Source organism: Streptomyces sp. NBC_00310, from assembly GCF_036208085.1.
Classification (GTDB): domain Bacteria; phylum Actinomycetota; class Actinomycetes; order Streptomycetales; family Streptomycetaceae; genus Streptomyces.
Window position 1 is genome coordinate 2741198 of record NZ_CP130714.1, and the last position, 17750, is coordinate 2758947.

16 protein-coding genes are annotated in these 17750 nt (G+C 70.9%); 7 read left to right on the forward strand and 9 right to left on the reverse strand.

Annotation, left to right across the window (positions count from 1 at the left end; genetic code table 11):
- Positions 1-7: 7 nt before the first annotated feature.
- Positions 8-922 (forward strand): ectoine hydroxylase, encoded by a 915-nt coding sequence (gene thpD / locus OG202_RS12090; protein ID WP_326583708.1) that lies wholly within the window; start codon positions 8-10, stop codon positions 920-922.
- A 107-nt stretch (positions 923-1029) separates the two neighbouring features.
- Here thpD and OG202_RS12095 read toward each other — a convergent pair whose 3' ends face one another.
- From OG202_RS12095 to OG202_RS12125, 7 genes are all read right to left on the reverse strand, one after another.
- Positions 1030-2160: a maleylpyruvate isomerase family mycothiol-dependent enzyme gene (locus OG202_RS12095; protein ID WP_326583707.1), complete on the reverse strand. Its 1131-nt coding sequence runs from the start codon at positions 2158-2160 to the stop codon at positions 1030-1032.
- Positions 2161-2236: 76 nt separating this feature from the next.
- Positions 2237-2845, reverse strand: coding sequence for an RNA polymerase sigma factor (locus OG202_RS12100; protein ID WP_326583706.1), 609 nt, complete (start codon positions 2843-2845; stop codon positions 2237-2239).
- A 55-nt stretch (positions 2846-2900) separates the two neighbouring features.
- On the reverse strand, positions 2901-3950 hold the full coding sequence (locus OG202_RS12105; RefSeq protein WP_328222719.1) for an aminotransferase class V-fold PLP-dependent enzyme: 1050 nt from the start codon (positions 3948-3950) through the stop codon (positions 2901-2903).
- A 127-nt stretch (positions 3951-4077) separates the two neighbouring features.
- Entirely contained in the window at positions 4078-4800 is a 723-nt protein-coding gene (locus OG202_RS12110; protein WP_328222721.1) for a DsbA family oxidoreductase, read from the reverse strand.
- A 79-nt stretch (positions 4801-4879) separates the two neighbouring features.
- Positions 4880-5392: a GNAT family N-acetyltransferase gene (locus OG202_RS12115; protein WP_328222723.1), complete on the reverse strand. Its 513-nt coding sequence runs from the start codon at positions 5390-5392 to the stop codon at positions 4880-4882.
- A gap of 231 nt (positions 5393-5623) precedes the next feature.
- A complete protein-coding gene (locus tag OG202_RS12120; protein WP_328222724.1) occupies positions 5624-6232 on the reverse strand; it encodes a DUF1349 domain-containing protein in 609 nt (202 codons plus the stop codon).
- Positions 6233-6378: 146 nt separating this feature from the next.
- A complete protein-coding gene (locus OG202_RS12125) occupies positions 6379-7908 on the reverse strand; it encodes an aldehyde dehydrogenase (NADP(+)) (protein ID WP_328222725.1) in 1530 nt (509 codons plus the stop codon).
- Positions 7909-8043: 135 nt separating this feature from the next.
- Between OG202_RS12125 and OG202_RS12130 the strand changes: the two genes are divergently transcribed.
- Together OG202_RS12130 and OG202_RS12135 are read left to right on the forward strand one after the other, a co-directional pair.
- Entirely contained in the window at positions 8044-8817 is a 774-nt protein-coding gene (locus tag OG202_RS12130) for an IclR family transcriptional regulator (RefSeq protein ID WP_037691381.1), read from the forward strand.
- Positions 8818-8912: 95 nt separating this feature from the next.
- Positions 8913-10364, forward strand: a complete 1452-nt coding sequence (locus OG202_RS12135; RefSeq protein WP_328222727.1) for a peptidoglycan D,D-transpeptidase FtsI family protein — start codon at positions 8913-8915, stop codon at positions 10362-10364.
- Positions 10365-10454: 90 nt separating this feature from the next.
- On the opposite strand, the gene OG202_RS12140 is transcribed toward OG202_RS12135, so the two are convergent.
- On the reverse strand, positions 10455-11906 hold the full coding sequence (locus OG202_RS12140) for an NCS2 family permease (RefSeq protein WP_327730324.1): 1452 nt from the start codon (positions 11904-11906) through the stop codon (positions 10455-10457).
- A gap of 269 nt (positions 11907-12175) precedes the next feature.
- Here OG202_RS12140 and OG202_RS12145 point away from each other — a divergent pair, with 269 nt between their 5' ends.
- The 4 genes from OG202_RS12145 (at position 12176) to OG202_RS12160 (ending at position 16275) form a co-directional block, all read left to right on the forward strand.
- A complete protein-coding gene (locus OG202_RS12145) occupies positions 12176-12778 on the forward strand; it encodes a SigE family RNA polymerase sigma factor (RefSeq protein ID WP_326583698.1) in 603 nt (200 codons plus the stop codon).
- Positions 12775-13647, forward strand: a complete 873-nt coding sequence (locus OG202_RS12150) for a hypothetical protein (RefSeq protein WP_326583697.1) — start codon at positions 12775-12777, stop codon at positions 13645-13647. Before OG202_RS12145 ends, OG202_RS12150 begins: the two co-directional genes overlap by 4 nt.
- Before the next feature lie 84 nt (positions 13648-13731).
- Positions 13732-14562: a pectate lyase gene (locus OG202_RS12155; RefSeq protein ID WP_327730323.1), complete on the forward strand. Its 831-nt coding sequence runs from the start codon at positions 13732-13734 to the stop codon at positions 14560-14562.
- Between the two features lie 30 nt (positions 14563-14592).
- Positions 14593-16275: a rhamnogalacturonan lyase B N-terminal domain-containing protein gene (locus OG202_RS12160; protein ID WP_327730322.1), complete on the forward strand. Its 1683-nt coding sequence runs from the start codon at positions 14593-14595 to the stop codon at positions 16273-16275.
- A gap of 162 nt (positions 16276-16437) precedes the next feature.
- On the opposite strand, the gene OG202_RS12165 is transcribed toward OG202_RS12160, so the two are convergent.
- Positions 16438-17592 (reverse strand): right-handed parallel beta-helix repeat-containing protein, encoded by a 1155-nt coding sequence (locus OG202_RS12165; RefSeq protein WP_327730321.1) that lies wholly within the window; start codon positions 17590-17592, stop codon positions 16438-16440.
- Positions 17593-17750 lie beyond the last annotated feature (158 nt).

The window sequence follows — 17750 nt, forward strand, 5'->3', positions numbered from 1 at the left end:
CATCACCATGACCACGACCACCACGATGAACACTGCCACCACCGTTCCCGACCTCTACCCCAGCCGCGGGGCCACCGAGGTCTCGGTCCCGCGTCAGGACCCGGTCGTCTGGGGCTCCCCCGCCACGCCCGGCCCGGTCTCCCTCGCCGAACTCCAGGCCTACGAGCGCGACGGCTTCCTCCCCGTCGAGCAGCTCATCGCGCCGGACGAGGTCGCCGTCTACCGGCAGGAGCTGGAGCGGCTCGTCGCCGATCCGGCGATCCGCGCCGACGAGCGCTCGATCGTCGAGCCGCAGTCGCAGGAGATCCGGTCGGTCTTCGAGGTGCACCGGATCAGCGAGCTGTTCGCGCGGCTGGTGCGTGACGAGCGGGTCGTCGGGCGGGCCCGGCAGATCCTCGGGTCGGACGTCTACGTCCACCAGTCGCGGATCAACGTGAAGCCGGGCTTCGGGGCGTCCGGGTTCTACTGGCACTCCGACTTCGAGACCTGGCACGCCGAGGACGGTCTGCCCCACATGCGGACGGTGTCCGTCTCGATCGCCCTGACCGAGAACCACGACACGAACGGCGGGCTGATGATCATGCCCGGCTCGCACCGGACGTTCCTCGGCTGCGCGGGGGCGACCCCGAAGGACAACTACAAGAAGTCGCTGCAGATGCAGGACGCCGGCACGCCGTCCGACGAGGCGCTGACGGCCATGGCCTCCGAGTACGGCATCAAGCTGTTCACGGGCAAGGCCGGTTCGGCGACCTGGTTCGACTGCAACTGCATGCACGGCTCCGGCGACAACATCACGCCGTTCCCGCGCAGCAACGTCTTCATCGTCTTCAACAGCGTGGAGAACACGGCGGTCGAGCCGTTCTCGGCGCCGGTGCGTCGGCCGGAGTTCATCGGCGCACGGGACTTCACGCCGGTGAAGTGAGCCCGCAGTCCCCCTGACGGGGCCGGACGGTCGCCACCCCTGGGCGACCGCCCGGCCCCTTTCGCGCGTCCCGGCCGGCTACGGCTCAGGCGCGCCCCCTCTCACAGTCACAGCCACGCCAGTGAAGCCGCCCTCTCCAGTACGGTCCTCGCGGCGCCCTCGTCTCCCGTGATCCCCCTCGGTACCTCGTCCGGGGCGTAGCGGCCGCCCACCAGGAGGCAGAAGTCGACGGGGTCCAGGGTGAGTTCGGCGTGCACCGGCCCGGTGTCGGAGCCGAGGATCCAGCTGGTGTCGGTGGGCCCGGTGACCTCGAAGAGGACGGGGGGCGCGTCGTGGAGGGCCAGCCCGAGGATCCGGACGGCCAGGCGGACGAGGGACCAGAGGTGTTCGCCGGGGGGCGGGGGGACGGCCAGGCCGAGGGCACGGCCGATGTCGTCCGTGTGGATCCAGGCCTCGAAGGCGCGGATCACGAAGTGGTCGGCGACCGGCAGCCGCAGACCCATCACCGTGACGGCGCGGGCGGCGAGTTCGGGATCGGCGGCCTCCGGGGTGGCCAGCAGCGCGGCGGCCTGTGCGGCCCAGGTGGCGAGTGTCTCCGCGGGAGTGCGCCCGTGCTCGTGGGCGATGACGTCGGCGGTGCGCCGGGCCCAGGCCTCCCCGGCGGGGATCCCCTCCGGGATGTGCGACGCGGGCAGGCGCGCGTCGACGCCGAGGCGTACGGCGAGGTGCTCGTCGGCGGCGACGAGGTGCGCGACGGTGGCGTGCGCGTCCCAGTCGTGCACCACCGGGGTGCCCCAGCGGCCGGCCAGCTCCGGGACCAGCGCCTGGAGTCCGGCCACGGCTGCGGCGTAGGGGGCCGCGTGGTGGGCGATCTCGGCGGCGCGGGGGCGGCGGGAGCGGAGGGCGAGCGCGAGGACGCCGTCGGCGCTCCCGTTCACGGCGCCGCCCGGTGCGGCCCCGGCACCGTCGGAGGGACCACCTGCGGCTCCCTCCGGTGCGGCTCCCGCGGCGCCGTCCCGTGCGGTGCCCGGAGCACCGCCCCACAGGGGACGTGCCCCCGGCGCCGGCCCGAACGTGCCGTCCAGCAGGCGTACGGTGTCGCGGAGCCGTTCCGCCTCCGCCGCGCACGACTCGCAGTCGGCCAGGTGCAGGGGGACCGCCCGCCGGTCGCCGGGTGGGAGCGCGCCGACGGCCCAGGCGGCCAGCAGCTCCCGTACGCCGTCGTGGTCGTTGGTCATCGCGCGCCGCCCTTTCGCCCTGCCCCGTCCACGATACGCAGGACCCGCGCGGTCCGGACGGTCCCGTGCGCCCCCATCACGCGCCCCTCACCGCCGCGGGGTCCGGTGGGTCCGCCAGGGACTCCGCCAGTTTGCGCAGGGCCGAGCGCAGCCGGGTCTTCGCGGTGCCCTCGGGTATGCCCAGTTCGACGGCGGCCTGGCGGTAGGTGCGGCCCGCGAAGTAGGCGAGGTGGACCACCTCCCGCTGGGGGCGCGGGAGTTCGGCGAGGGCGGTGTGCAGCAGAAGGGAGCGCTCGCGGTCGACGACCGCGTCGTCCGGGCCCGGCCCGGTGTCGGGGATGGCGTGCAGTTCCGAGTCGTCCGCGCGGGCGTCCTTGCGGTGCCGGGCCTCGCCGCGCACCCAGTCCACGGCCCGCCGGTGGGCCACCATGGACAGCCAGGTGCGCAGCGAGCCACGGCGCGCGTCGTAGCCGTACGGCCTGCTCCACAGCTGTGCGAAGACCTCCTGCGCCACGTCCTCGGCGGCCGCCGGGCTGCGGGTGACCCGGACGGCCACCCGCCGGACGAGTCCCCCGTACGCCGCGTACACCTCACGCAGCGCGGACTCGTCCCCGTACACCAGCCGCCGATGCAACTCCACATCGATGGACGGCTGTTCGAGCGTCGGCTCCACCGGCACCACCACCTCGTGATGCCTTCCTAGCGTCCTGGCGCGGTCCGCGCCAGTGGGTCTCGTCAAGTCAGCCGGACAGGACGTCCAGGAGCCGGTCGACATCCGTGCCCGTGTTGTACAGGTGGAAGGCGGCCCGCAGATGGCCCGCGCGGTCGGAGACCTCGACCCCCGCGCGGCTCAGTTCCGCCTGGCGGTGGCCCAGTCCGGGCACCGACACGATGGCCGACCCGGGCGCCGGAACCGGCTCGTGGCCGAGCCCGGCGAGCCCGGCACGGAACCGGTCGGCCAGCGCGAGGTCGTGATCCCGTACGTTCGCCACACCCAGCTCCTCGATCAGCGCGAGGGAGCGGCGGGCACCGGCGTACGAGAACAGGCTGGGGCTCTCGTCGAACCGGCGGGCGGAGCGGGCCGGTTCCTCGACCGGGCCGTAGCAGCTGCCCCACGGCTCCTCCCCCGCGACCCAGCCGGCGAAGAGGGGGGTGAGGCCGCCGAGGTCCTCCGGAACGACGAGGAAGGTCACTCCGCGCGGGCAGACGAGCCACTTGAAGGCGACGGAGACGACGTAGTCGTAGGCGTCCGCCTCGATCGGCAGCCAGCCGGCGGACTGCGACGCGTCGACGTACGTACGCGCCCCCTGTGCCCGCGCGGCCTCTCGGATCGCGCCCAGGTCGGCGACCCGGCCGTCGGCGGACTGCGCGGCGCTCACCGCGACGAGCGCCGTGCCGGGCCGCACCGACTCCGCGACGCGCTCCAGCGGCACCTGGCGCACCTTGAGGTCGTCGCGCACATGGAAGGGGTTGACCAGGGACGCGAAGTCGGCCTCGGCGGTCAGCACCTCCGCGCCCTCGGGCAGCGAGGCGGCGATCAGCCCGCTGTAGACGGCGACCGAGGCCCCGGCCGCCACCCGGCGGTCCGGCACCCCGACGATCCGCCCGAACGCCGCCCGCGCGGCCTCCACGTCGGCGAACATGTCCTGCGGCTGCCCGGCCGCCACGGACTCCACCGCGGCCTTCATCGCGTCCACCGCGCGGGCCGGCAGCAGCCCCGTGCTCGCGGTGTTCAGGTAGGTGTTCTTCGGGGCGAACTCGGTCCGGACCAGGCTCTCGAAGGTCTCCATGACACCACTGTGGGGTCGCGCGGACCCCACGTCCATGGAGATGTTTCGCGCGCTTTCCCCAAGCACCGCTTATACATGGCGGCTGACCTGGACGGCAGCTCCCTCAGGGGCGCGGGACGGTCTCGAACTACTGAGGCACGGCACATCCATCCGGCCCGCAAGCCTCCGCGCCCTCCGCACCCTCCGCCTGCACCAGCTTCAACGGCGGCCGCTCCCCCCACGCCTGGGCGAGAGCCTTCTCGAACACCTCCGCGGGCTGAGCCCCGGACACCCCGTACTTCCGGTCCAGTACGAAGAAGGGCACCCCGTTGGCGCCGAGCTCGGCGGCTTCCCGCTCATCGGCCCGGACGGCGTCCGCGTACGCGGCCGGATCGGCGAGCACCTTGCGCACCGCGCCCTCCTCCAGCCCCGCCTCGACGGCCAACTCGACCAGATAGCCGTCCGCGTCGGCGTACACGGACCGCTCCTCGGCGAAGTTCGCCCGGTAGAAGGCCTGGAGCAGCGCGCTCTGCCGTCCCTGCTCCTTGGCGAAGTGGAGCAGGCGGTGCATGTCGAAGGTGCTGCCGTGGTCACGGCCCTCGGCCCGGTAGGCGAGCCCCTCGGCGGCGGCCTGCGCACGGAGGTTGTGCTCGCCGGCCTGGGCCTGGGCCTCGCTCATCCCGTACTTCTTGCTCAGCATGGTGAGGACCGGCTGGATGTCGTCCTTGGCGCGGCCCGGGTCGAGCTCGAAGGAGCGGTGCACGACCTCGACGCCGTCGCGGTGCGGGAAGGCCTCGAGCGCCTTCTCGAAGCGGGCCTTGCCCACGTAGCACCAGGGGCAGGCGATGTCGCTCCAGATCTCGACGCGCATGGTGTCAGCTCTCTCCAGGTCGTACGGGTACGGAGACGGCCTCCGCCTCTACGGTTGGTGAACGTTCAAGCAGCCTGGCTCATTCCCCGGGTACGTGGAAAGCGAGCAGAAGGTGGTGGTCGCCGGGGGTGGGTGGCTGCCGGGGGTCAGGGGTCCAGCCCAGGGCGGCGTAGAAGGCCCGGGCCCGGTGGTTGTCCACGTGGACGGAGAGGCCGGCCGTGCGCCTGCCGTCCGCCCGCCACTCCTCCACGCAGGCCGCGTGCAGGGCACGGCCGGTGCCCCGGCGCCACTGGTCGGGGTCGACGTGGAACTGCGCGAGGTACACGGTGTCGGCGGGGGCGCCGTCGGCCGTGCGGAAGGAGGCGATCCCGGTGATCCGGCCGTGCTCCACGGTGCAGAGCACATGGCCGTCCGGCCGCTCGATGGCGCGGCGCCAGGCGGCGGGCCAGTCGGTGCCGTCGTCGGGGGTGCCGGTCGGGTAGTACGTCGCGCGGGCTCGGGCGTGCAGTGCGGTGATGGCCGGGGTCTCGGCGGGGAGCGCGGTCCTGATCACGCGCGCTCCGGTCACTCGGTTCACACGGTCCTTGATCATGCCGGTGAGGACGTGGGCGGGGGCGGTGCGGTTCCGGGGTTTCGCCCCCGCCGGCCCTACCCGTCCCTCCCCCACTCTCGGCTTCGCTCGAGCGGGAGGTGCCCCCACCCAGGGGCGCCGCCCCTTCGACCCCGAGGGGTGGGTTCTTCGGGTGCGGGTCCGGTGGGGCTTCTCGCGCCGTTCCCCGCGCCCCCGAGAAGCGGGGCGCGGCCTCAGCTGCGGCAGCTGCCCTCAGCTGCCGTTTCTGAGGTCCTTCGGCCAGTTCGGGCGGAATTCGATCTCGTCGTACGTGACCACGCAGCCCTCGCCCATCGGGGACTGGGTCATGAAGCCGATGAGGGCGGCGCCGCTCTGCTGCTCGCCCGCGAGGGTGAAGAGGCGGACGAAGGTCCACTGCTTGCCGTCGCGCGAGGCGTGGAAGGCGAAGGCGCGGCCGGTGCGGCTCACCCGCAGCCACACCGAACTGCCCTGCACCGTGAAGGAGTTGGCGTCGTCCGAGTGCCCCCGGGTGACCACCGTGCAGACGGTGGGCACGTCCGGCGAGTACTCCAGGCAGAGCTTGGCCCAGGCCCGTTCCCCCACGTGCACATACAGCACGCCCGCGTCGAACCCGGCGGCGAAGCCGACCGTGACCCGGGCTATCAGCTGAAAGTCCCCCTCCGGCGCGCCCAGCAACCTGGGCGCGTCCGAAGCGGGATCCAGTCCCTCGTCAGTGGGCGGCACGAACCGGTCCTGCCGAGCACCGGCCCATCCGGTGAGCACCCCGTCCTCGTAGGACCAGTGCCCATCGGGGCCGTATGTGCGGAGAGAGAACGGGAGTTCGGGAATTTCGACGTCCATTGGGGGATTCTTGCAGCTCCCGCCCACAACAGCAGACCTTCAGGGGTGCGGGGGGACTGCGCGAGCGACCACGACGCACGCGCAGCCCGAAACGAACCGAACCCCTACGGCGTTCCCCGGCGTTCCCCGCCGTTCCCCGCGGAGCGCTACCGCTCAAGAACCCCGTTGAACCGACGCGGCAGTCCCAGCGGGTTCTCGTCCCGCAGCTCCGCCGGCAGAAGCGCCTCAGGAGCGCCCTGGTACGCCACCGGCCGCAGCCAGCGCTCGATGGCCGTACCGCCCACCGACGTGGACGTCGAGGTCGTCGCCGGGTAGGGACCCCCGTGGTGCTGGGCCGCGGCCACGGCAACCCCCGTCGGCCACCCGTTCACCAGCACCCGTCCGGCCAGCGGCGTCAGCTCGGCCAGCAGCTCCGGCCCGCGCCCCTCCCCGGCGGCCTCTGAACCGGACACGTGCACCGTGGCGGTGAGGTTGCCCGGCAGACGGGACAGCACGGACTTGGCCTCGTCCTCGTCCTCGTAGCGCGCCACGACCGTGAGCGGCCCGAAGCACTCCTCCAGGAGCAGGTCGTGCTCGCCCTCGGCCGCCAGCTTGCCCGCGGGGACCGTCAGGAACCCGGGGCTGACGGTGTGCTCGCCGCCCGCGCCCGCGGTCACCGGCGACTCCACGTCGGGCAGCTCGGCGCGCTCGGCGACACCGGCGAGGAAGTTGTCGCGCATCCGGTGGTCCAGCAGGACCCCGGAGCCGATGTCGCTGACCGCGTCGGTGAGCGACTTGAGCAGCCGGTCACCGGCGTCGCCCGCGGGCGCCAGCACCAGCCCCGGCTTCACGCAGAACTGGCCGACGCCGAGGGTCATGGAGCCGGCGAGGCCGGTGCCGATGGCCTCGGCGCGCTCCTCGGCGGCGGCCGCGGTGATCAGGACGGGGTTCAGGGAGCCCAGCTCGCCGTGGAACGGGATCGGCACGGGCCGCGCCGCCGCCGCGTCGAAGAGGGCGCGGCCGCCGCGTATCGAGCCGGTGAAGCCGGCGGCGGTGACGAGCGGGTGCTTGACGAGTTCGACGCCCGCCTCGAAGCCGTGGACGAGGCCGAGGACGCCCTCGGGGATGCCGTGCTCGGCGGCGGCCCGGCGCAGCACGATCGCGACCAGCTCGGACAGCGCCGGGTGGTCGGGATGGGCCTTGACGACGACCGGGCACCCGGCGGCCAGCGCGCTCGCGGTGTCGCCGCCGGGCACGGAGAAGGCGAAGGGGAAGTTGGAGGCCGAGTAGACGGCGACGACGCCCAGCGGCACCTTGTAGCGACGCAGGTCGGGAATGGGCGGGGTGGCGGTGTCGTCGGGGTGGTTGATCACCACGTCGAGGAACGCGCCCTCGTCCACGATGTCGGCGAAGGCCCGCAGCTGATAGCAGGTGCGGGCGAGTTCGCCGGTGAGCCGGACCGGGCCGAGCGCGGTCTCCGCGTCGGCGACCTCCACGAGCTGGTCCTTGGCCGCCTGGAGCTGGTCGGCGGCGGTGCGCAGGAAGGCCGCGCGGACCGTGCGGTCGGCCAGGGAGCCACGGGCGGCGTGCGCCGCGCGGACGGCGGCGTCCACCTCCTGGGCTGTGGCCTCCACCGCAACCTGCTCGCGCTGCTTCCCGGTTCGGGGGTCGACACTCCAGACTGGTGCTGCTGCCACCGGGGGTTCCTCCACTGATTCCTGAGCGTATTTCTGGGTCCATTCACCAGGGTCGTTCGATATGCTGAACGCTGTCTCTGATGATGAATATGCTGTCTGAGACTATTTCCCGTCGAACGATAGGGGTCAAGGGCGATGTCGGCAGTCGAGACGGGCGGCGGAGCACAGGTCAAGTCGGCGGTGAGGACCGTTGAGCTGCTCGAATACTTCGCCGGGCGCCCCGGTATGCACTCCCTGGCGGCGGTCCAGGAGGCCGTCGGTTACCCCAAATCCAGCCTGTACATGTTGCTGCGCACCCTCGTGGAGCTGGGCTGGGTCGAGACGGACGCGACGGGCACGCGGTACGGCATCGGCGTGCGGGCGCTGCTCGTGGGCACGTCGTACATCGACGGTGACGAGGTGGTGGCGCTGGCCCGGCCGACGCTGGACCGGCTGTCGGACGACACGACGGAGACGATCCACCTGGCCCGCCTCGACGGCACGAACGTCGTCTATCTGGCCACCCGCCAGTCGCAGCACTATCTGCGTCCCTTCACCCGGGTCGGCCGCCGGCTGCCCGCCCACTCCACCTCGCTCGGCAAGGCCCTGCTGGCCACCCACACCGACGAGCAGGTCCGCAAGATGCTCCCGGAGACCCTTCCGGCGCTGACGGAGCACACGATCACGGACCGGGAGCAGCTCATCGAGGAGCTGCGCCAGATCCGCGAGCAGGGCTTCTCCGTGGACCGCGAGGAGAACACGCTCGGGCTGCGCTGCTTCGGCGTGGCGATCCCGTACCGCACACCGGCCCGCGACGCCATCAGCTGTTCGGTCCCGGTGGCCCGGCTGACCCCGGCCCACGAACAGCTCGTCAAGGACGCCCTCTTCGACGCGCGTGACCGGCTCACACTGGCGACCCGCAGACTCTGAGGCGGCGAGGTGGCAACCCCGTTTTCATGAGGACCCCATGAGAAAGCCGGGCGAAGGGAACGACTGATCGCGTCCCGCTCGTCCTTTCGGGTGCGATGAACAAGACGATCAGGCGCTCCGCCGTCCTCACCCTGCTGCTCGTGCTCGCCCTGCTGGTCAGGGCGACCTGGGTGCAGTTCTACGAGGGCACGGCGCTCGCGGACGACCAGGACAACCGGCGCAACGCGATCAAGACGTACGCGGACCCGCTCGGGAACATCATCGTGGCCGGCGAGTCGATCACCGGCTCGGCCCGCACGAAGGGCAGCGACCTCGCGTACAGACGCACGTACACGGACGGCGAGCTGTACGCGGCGGTCACGGGCTACGCCTCGCAGGCCTACGCGCCGACGCAGCTGGAGGGCATCTACCAGGACCTGCTCGACGGCACGGACCTGCGGCTGAACACCGTGATGGACACGGTCACCGGCAAGCGGGCCGACCCGGGCAATGTGATCACCACGATCGAACCGGCCGTGCAGAAGGCGGCGTTCGAGGCGCTCGGCGACAAGAAGGGCGCGGCCGTGGCGATCGACCCGACGACCGGGAGGATCCTCGCGGTGGTGTCGACCCCGTCGTACGACCCCTCCTCGCTGACCGACGCCAACACCGCCGGCACGGCCTGGAAGAAGCTCAACGCCGACGAGGACAAGCCGCTGACCAACCGGGCGCTGCGCCAGCCTCTGCCGCCGGGGTCGACGATCAAACTGGTCGTGGCGGCGGCCGCGCTGGAGGACGGGCTGTACGCGTCGGTGGACACGAAGACCGACAGCCCGGACCCGTACACCCTGCCGGGCACGACCACGGAGCTGTCGAACGAGAACCCGAGCGCGCCCTGCGAGAACGCCACGATCCGTACGGCGCTGCAGTACTCGTGCAACAACGTCTTCGCGAGGATGGCCGTCGCCCTCGGCCAGGACAAGGTGAGGGCGATGGCCGAGAAGTTCGGCTTCGACGACAAGGCGCAGGACGTGCCGGTGCGGGCGTACGAGAGCGTCTACCCGTCGGACATGGACGAATCCTCCACCGCGCTGACGGGCATCGGCCAGTACGACGTCACCGCGACGCCGCTCCAGATGGCGATGGTGTCTGCGGCGATCGCCAACGGCGGCAGGCTGGTCTCGCCGCACATGGTGTCGCAGATCACCAACGGTGGCGGCGACGTCCTGGAGGACTACGACGCCGACGCGGACACCAAGGAGATCCTGAGCTCCGACACCGCCGAGCAGTTGCAGTCGGCGATGCGGACGGTCGTCGAGGACGGCACGGGCACGAACGCGCGGATCAGCGGGGCGACCGTGGGCGGCAAGACCGGTACGGCCCAGCACGGCGAGAACAACAGCAAGACGCCGTACGCCTGGTTCACGTCCTACGGGAAGGCCGACGGCAAGGAGGTCGCCGTCGCGGTCGTCGTGGAGCAGTCGAACGCGGCGCGGTCGGAGGTCAGCGGCAACGGGTTGGCCGCGCCGGTGGCCAGGGCCGTCATGGAGGCGGCGCTGAAGGGCTGAGGGACCACCTCGAAAAGGACCACCTGAATAAGAAGGGCCGCCCTCTCTCCCCCCGGAGGGCGGCCCTTCGCCGTCAGCGCACGGACGGCGTCACTTCACGCCGAACAGCTGCTGGATCGGGTTGATCGCGAAGTACACCAGGAACAGGGCCGAGGTGCCCCACAGCAGCCAGTGGACCTCCTTCGCCTTGCCGAGGACCGTCTTGATGAGGACGAAGGCGAGGAAGCCGGCGCCGATGCCGTTGGTGATGGAGTAGGTGAACGGCATGACGGCGATGGTGAGGAACGCCGGGATGGCGATCTCGTACTTGTCCCAGTCGATGGACTTGACCTGGGTCATCATCAGGAAGCCGACGGCGACGAGCGCGGGGGCGGCGGCCTGCATGGGGACGATGGTCAGCAGCGGGGTGAGGAAGAGCGCCACCGCGAAGAGGCCGCCGGTGACCAGGTTGGAGAAGCCGGTGCGGGAACCCTCGCCGACGCCGGCCGCGGACTCGATGTAGGAGGTCGCGGAGGACGAGGACGAGGCGCCGCCCGCGACGGCCGCGGCGCCGTCGATGAGGAGGACCCGGCCGAGGTTCGGGACCTTGCCCTCCTCGTCCAGCAGGCCCGCCTCGGCGGTGATGCCGACGACCGTGCCCATGGTGTCGAAGAAGTCCGAGAGCAGCAGGGTGAAGATCAGCAGGACGACCGTGATGACGGTGGTCTCGCCGAACGAGCCGAACAGGCTGAAGTCGCCGATCAGTCCGAACTCGGGAGCGGCCACGATGTCGTCGGGGACCTTCGGGGTGGTCAGGCCCCAGCTCTTGATGTCGGCCACCGAGTTGGTCACGATCGCAACGACCGTCATCGTCAGGATGCTGATGAGGATCGCGCCCTTCACCTTGCGGGCGAGCAGCGCGATGGTCAGCAGGACACCGAGGCAGAAGACCAGGATGGGCCAGCCGGACAGCGCGCCGGTGGCGCCGAGCTGCACCGGAACCGTGGTGCCGGCGATGTCCGGGATCCGGCTGACGAACCCGGCGTCGACGAAGCCGATGAAGGCGATGAACAGGCCGATGCCGACGCTGATCGCCTGCTTGAGCGCCTGCGGAATGGCGTGCATGACGGCCTCGCGCAGGCCCGTGACCACCAGCACGCAGATCAGCAGGCCTTCGAGGACGACCAGGCCCATCGCGTCGGACCAGCTCATCAGCGGGGCTATCTGGAAGGCGACGACCGCGTTGAGTCCGAGGCCGGCGGCGAGCGCGAGCGGCAGGTTGCCGCCGACGCCCATGATGATCGTCATCACGGCGGCCACGAGGGCGGTGGCGGTGACGAGTTCGGCGCCGTCGAGGGTGTGGCCGTACTTGTCCTTGGCGTTGCCGAGGATGATGGGATTCAGGACAAGGATGTACGCCATCGTGAAGAACGTGGCGAGGCCGCCGCGTATCTCACGGGCGAAGGTGGATCCCCGGGCGCTGATCTTGAAGAAGCGATCGACGCTGTTCGCCCCGGGTGGCTCGGCTGCGGGCCGGTCGGCCACCTTCTGTGCGTCGGACATGAACGGTGCTCCTAGTGACGGGCGTGGACTACGCGCGGATGCTGGCTGGATTGTTCCCCTGTTGAACCCGATTCAGGTTTTCTCCGTGTTACGGAATCGGAGTTCTCCCTGCAAGACGGCGTTCGAAGCCGCGTACGAACCCCTTTCACGATCACTGCTACTCTTCCGGATCTCGTCGGGGGTCGACCCCGGATGATCACATGTCATTCACATGACACGCACAGGCAGCCGGCTCGGCTGCTGTGGCCGCAGCGAGAAGAGAGGTCCCCGTGGGCACTGTCGTCGACGACGCAGCCTCCGTGGAGTTCCACGCCTTCTTCGAACGGCACTATGCCGAACTGTCGCGTCTGGCACACCTGTTGACGGGTGAGGCGGACGCCGCCGACGACCTGGCCGCGGACGCGCTGCTCGCGATGTGGCACCGCTGGGACCGGGTCCGCGCGGCGGACCATCCGGTGGCGTACGCCCGCGGCGTCGTCGCCAATCTGGCCCGTACCCGGATCCGCAGCGCGGTCCGTGAGCGCCGCAGGATCACACTGTTCTGGTCGCAGCGCGAGGAGAAGACCGAGAATCCCGATGTGGCCGGCGTGGTCGACGTCCAGTCGGCACTGCGCAGGCTGCCGTTCCGCAAGCGGGCCTGTGTGGTCCTGCGGCACGCTTTCGACCTCTCGGAGAAGGACACGGCGCTCGCCCTCGGGGTCTCGGTCGGTACGGTGAAGAGCCAGACGTCCAAGGGGATGGCCGAGTTGCAGAAGCTGCTCGGCACCGAGGACGCTCCGAAGCGTATGCATGCCGGCATCACGAGCGGGGGCGTGACGGGCGCGAGGGTGACCGGTGCGAGTGCTCCGGGCAGCGGAGGAAGGGACCGATGAGGGACGTGCACGAGGAGCTGCGTGCCCGGCTGCGCGAGTCGGCCGAGGCGCACGAGCCCGACCGCGCCCGCATCCTGGCCCGGATCGAGCGCGGGATGGCCACCCCCGAGGTGCGCCGCGTCCGCGAGGCGACCCGGCCGCCGCTGTGGGGCTGGGTGCGGGTGGTCACCGCCACCGCCGGTGTCGCGGGGGTGCTCGCGGTCGGCGGTTACGCGGTCGCCTCCGCGGTGAAGGGCGAGGAGAGGCCGCCGGCCGACCAGACCGTGGCGGTCTCCCCGAACCCGGTCGAATCCCCGGCCGCGACGAGCCGGGCCCCGGCCCACCCCGACCACCCGAGCCCGAGCACCGGGGGCGGCGGGACGAAGAGCGAGGCCGGCTCGACCCCGTCGAAGAGCCCGTCCGCCAAGGTCACGACCGCGCCGGAGCTGCCCACCTCGGGGAACGAGGAGGACGGTCCGCTCTGGTCGGACGGCTCGGTCGACCCGCACAGCAACGACTTCTGGGCGCAGAGCAATCTCACCCTGAAGGCGAGCGAGCAACTCACCGAGCTGACCGTCCAGTTGCGGATCGCCCAGACCGGCGGGGTCACCTCGGCCGGTGCCTGGCGCTCGCTGCCGGAGCAGGACTTCGACCTCACGGTCGAGGAGGACGACGGCTTCCTGGTCTACACCTGGGTGCTCAAGGACGGCCGTACGGTCCCGAAGGGCGAGTTCGTCTTCGCCGGGCAGTACAACCACGAGCGCGGTGGCCGTGACGCGGGCGACGACCGCTACGCGATGACGGCGAAGGCGAAGGGCGAGGACCTCGCGGTGGCGGGGGACTTCGAGGGCCGCGACGACAACGACTCCACAGACGAAGGCGATTCGTAAAGAAATCCCGCTCGGGCGGCAACCCTTTCCTCACCGGTGGCGACCAGTAGGCACAAGTGTCACCACCGGCAAGGAATCGGGTACATGACCGCACCTGCAGAACAGCGCCTCCGGCACCGCCGTCGGGTCACCGGCCGACGGGCCGTGATCGGCTCGATCGCCGCCCTCGCCCTCACCGGAGGGGCGGTCGTCACGACGTCGCTGCTGTCCACCGCCGGCGCCGCCGCCACCTGGCCGACGGCCAAGGGCAGCAAGGCCGTCGCCAAGACGATCAAGGTCTCGGGCACGTACGACGGCAGGCTGAAGAAGTTCTTCGGCAAGGGCGCGCTCGGCGACGGCAGCCAGGACGAGGGCCAGGACCCGATCTTCGAGCTGGCGGACGGCGCGGTCCTGAAGAACGTGATCATCGGCGTCCCCGGGGCGGACGGCGTGCACTGCAAGGGCAGCTGCACCCTCAAGAACGTGTGGTGGCTGGACGTCGGCGAGGACGCCGCCAGCTTCAAGGGCAAGTCGTCCAAGGCCGTCTACAAGGTCGTCGGGGGCGGTGCGAAGAAGGCCTCGGACAAGGTCTTCCAGTTCAACGGCGCCGGGAAGCTCAGCATCACCGGATTCCGTGTGCAGAACTCCGGCAAGCTGGTGCGTTCCTGCGGCAACTGCTCGAAGCAGTACAAGCGCACGATCGTGCTGAGCGACATCGACGTCGTGGCACCCCTGAAGGCGATCGTCGGCGTGAACGCCAACTACGGCGACACCGCCACGCTGTCGAAGATCCGCATCCACGGCGACCCGAAGAAGAAGGTCAAGACCTGCGTGCGCTTCAAGGGCAACAACAGCGGCAAGGAGCCGACCCAGATCGGTGTCGGCGCGGACGGAACCACCTGCAAGTTCCCGTCATCCGCCATCACGTACAAGTAAGCCAATATCCGACCATCCCGGAGTACCCCCTTGAGCACCCACAAGAGACGCCTCACACGCCGGCGCGTGCTCGGGGCCGGCGCGCTCGGCGTCGCCGCCACCGGCGCCGCCGTCGCGGGCGGCACCGGCCTCCTGTCCACCGCGTCCGCCGCCGGCTTCGGCCACTCCGACGACGGCAGGAACTTCGTCGTCGACACCGGGGCGAACCTGGTCTTCAAGGTCTCCAAGACCACCGGCGACCTCACCTCGCTGAGCTACCGGGGCAAGGAGTACGAGGGCTACGGCGGCAAGCACTCGCACGTCGAGTCCGGCCTCGGCGCCTCGACGGTCACCGTCAAGCAGTCCGGGTCGACGATCCTGATCAAGGCCGTGCACGGCGCGATCACCCAGTGGTACGCGGCCCGCAGCGGCCAGAACCACGTCTACCTGTGGACGAACAAGGCGGACGCCTCCTTCACGGCGACCCGCTTCCTCGTCCGCCTCAAGCCCGGGATGTTCCCGGGCGAGGGCCCGGACTCCTGGATCGAGGCCTCCGACAAGGTCATCGAGGCCGGTGACGTCTGGCGGCGCGCGGACGGCACGACCCACTCCAAGCACTACTCGGGCAAGCGGGTCATCGACTACGACCACATCGGCTTCACCACCGGTTCGGTCGGTCTCTGGATCGTCCGCTCCAACCACGAGAAGGCCTCCGGCGGCCCCTTCTACCGCTCCCTGCTCCGCCACTCCAACGACCTCGGCGCCGGCCTCTACGAGATCCTGCACTACAACCAGGCCCAGACCGAGGCGCAACGTTTCGGCCTCCAGGGCCCGTACGTCCTGGCCTTCACCGACGGCGGGGCGCCCTCCTCCTCCCTGTCCCACGACAAGCTGGACACGTCCTGGGTGGACGGCCTCGGCATCACCGGCTGGGTCGGCAGGGCAGGGCGCGGCAAGGTGGCCGGTGTGGGCCTCAAGGGCATGGACGCGAAGTACGCCTACACGGTCGGCTTCGCGGGCGCGGACGCCCAGTACTGGGCGAGGGCCGCCTCCGGTACCGGTGCCTTCTCCTGCAAGGGGATGCTGCCGGGTACGTACACACTGACCGTCTACAAGGGCGAGCTGGCCGTGCACACCCGGGAGGTGAAGGTGACGGCGGGCGGTTCGACCGCGCTGAACAGCATCACCATCACCGGCGACCCGTCCGCCGCGAAGACCGTCTGGCGCCTCGGTGACTGGGACGGCACTCCCGGCGAGTTCAAGAACGCCGAGCTCATGACGTACGCGCATCCGTCCGACGGCCGCGCGGCGAAGTGGACGGGCGACGTCACGCTGGGCAGCGGGGACCCGGCGGCGTCCTTCCCGGCGTACATCTGGCAGGACGTCAACGACAGCATCCGGATCTTCTTCAAACTCACCGCCGCCCAGGCCGCCGCCGCGCACACCCTGCGGATCGGCGTCACGGACGCGTTCTCGAACGGGCGCCCGCGGGTATCAGTCAACGACTGGGTGTCGCCGGTCCCGGCGGCCCCGAAGCAGCCTTCCACCCGCTCGCTCACCACGGGTTCGTACCGGGGGAACAACCACACGTTCACCTACAGCGTCCCTGCCAGTGCGTGGAAGTCGAACACCAGTGAGTACAACGTACTGAAACTCGACATCGTCAGTGGTTCGAGCGGCACGGCCTTCCTCAGTCCGGGCACCTCGTTCGACTGCGTGGACCTGCTGGCCTGAGCCCCCCTCGGCCGGCAGCAGTGCCGACCAGAGCCCCCCTCGGGGTCGGCACGACACAGACCGCCCCCGCCGGTGACGACCGGCGGGGGCGGTTCTTTCGCCGCCGGTGACGACCGATGGGGCGGTTCTTTCGGGTGCCGCGAGGGCCCGGGTTCGTGGCGGTCAGTTCATCGTCGAGCCGACGGCCGTGGAGCCCGTGGTCAGAAACGTCGTGACCGGCAAAGCCCCGTCCGCCCGCCGAGCGGCGTACGCGTCGGCCGCGTCCGTCGACTTGAAGGCCGGCGCGGTCACCCCGCTGTCCCAGTTGTTCGCGGCGGACACCGTGGAGGGACCGAGCTCGGCCTTCCCCCTACCGTTGCTCACCGCGAGGTTCCGCGCCAGCCGGGCCTTGCCGGTCGCGAAGGAGAACCCGTTCCCCTGGTTGGCGTACGCGGTGTTGCGGTTCAGCAGGATCGCCCCGGTGTTGGAGTTCTCGGTGAACCCGTGCGACGTGTTGTCCCAGGCCGCGTTGTGGTGGACGGAGTGCGCGACCGAAGCCCCTCCCCCACCCAGCTTGAACCCGTTGCCGTTGCCCTCGAACGCGGAGTCCTTCCAGCGGTTCTCGCCGTTGCCGAAGGCCCAGGAGCGCTCGATGGTGACGGGCGAGGAGAACTGCCAGAGGTCGAGCCCGTCATCCGCGTTGTCGTAGAGGCGCGCGCCGGTGATCCGGTTGCCGGTGCCGGAGCCGAACTTCACGGCGATGCCGTCGGCGTTCTGGCCGTGGTTCGCGGCGTCGTAGTTGCCGTGGCTGTCGAGGTTCTGGACGAGGTTGTCCGCCGTGCCGTCGCCGCGCAGGGTGAAGCCGGAGTCGCCGTTGTCCGCGGTGACGAGGTTCTTGAACACCCCGCCGACGGAGGAGGTGGCGACGAATCCCTGGGCCGGGGAGTTCTGGAAGGTGATGCCGAGGACCGTCCAGTAGTCGCCGTAGATCCCGGCGAGCCAGGACCCGGCCGCCAGCTCGGACCCGTCGATCCTGACCTTCTCGCCGCCGTACGCGGCGAGCGTGATCCGGGCCGAGGCGGTGCCGTTCGCCGTGGACTTCAGGGTCTTCCTCGGCCGGTAGGTGCCACCGCGCACCTGGATGGTCGTACCGGCCACGGCGTTCGCGACGGCCGACTCCAGCGACGCGGTGCTGGAGACGGTGACCGTGGTGCCCGCGGCCTGGGCACCGTCGTGCGAGAGACCGAGATGGACGCCGCCCGCCCCCGCGGCGACGGACACGGCTGCGGCGATCGACAGGGTGCGGGTTCGTCGATGGCGTCCGATGGGCTGACGCACGGGTGTTCCTTTCGCAGGGGACGCGTCTCGGGGAGACGAGGAACGAAGCGGACCGGAGGGGCCGCCCCGGCCCGCTTCTGATCACTGGTCGCCGCCCGGCGGAAAAGGGTTGCCGCGCCCCCGCGAAATCGTTCGAAAGTTTCGCCCTGAGTCTTCAC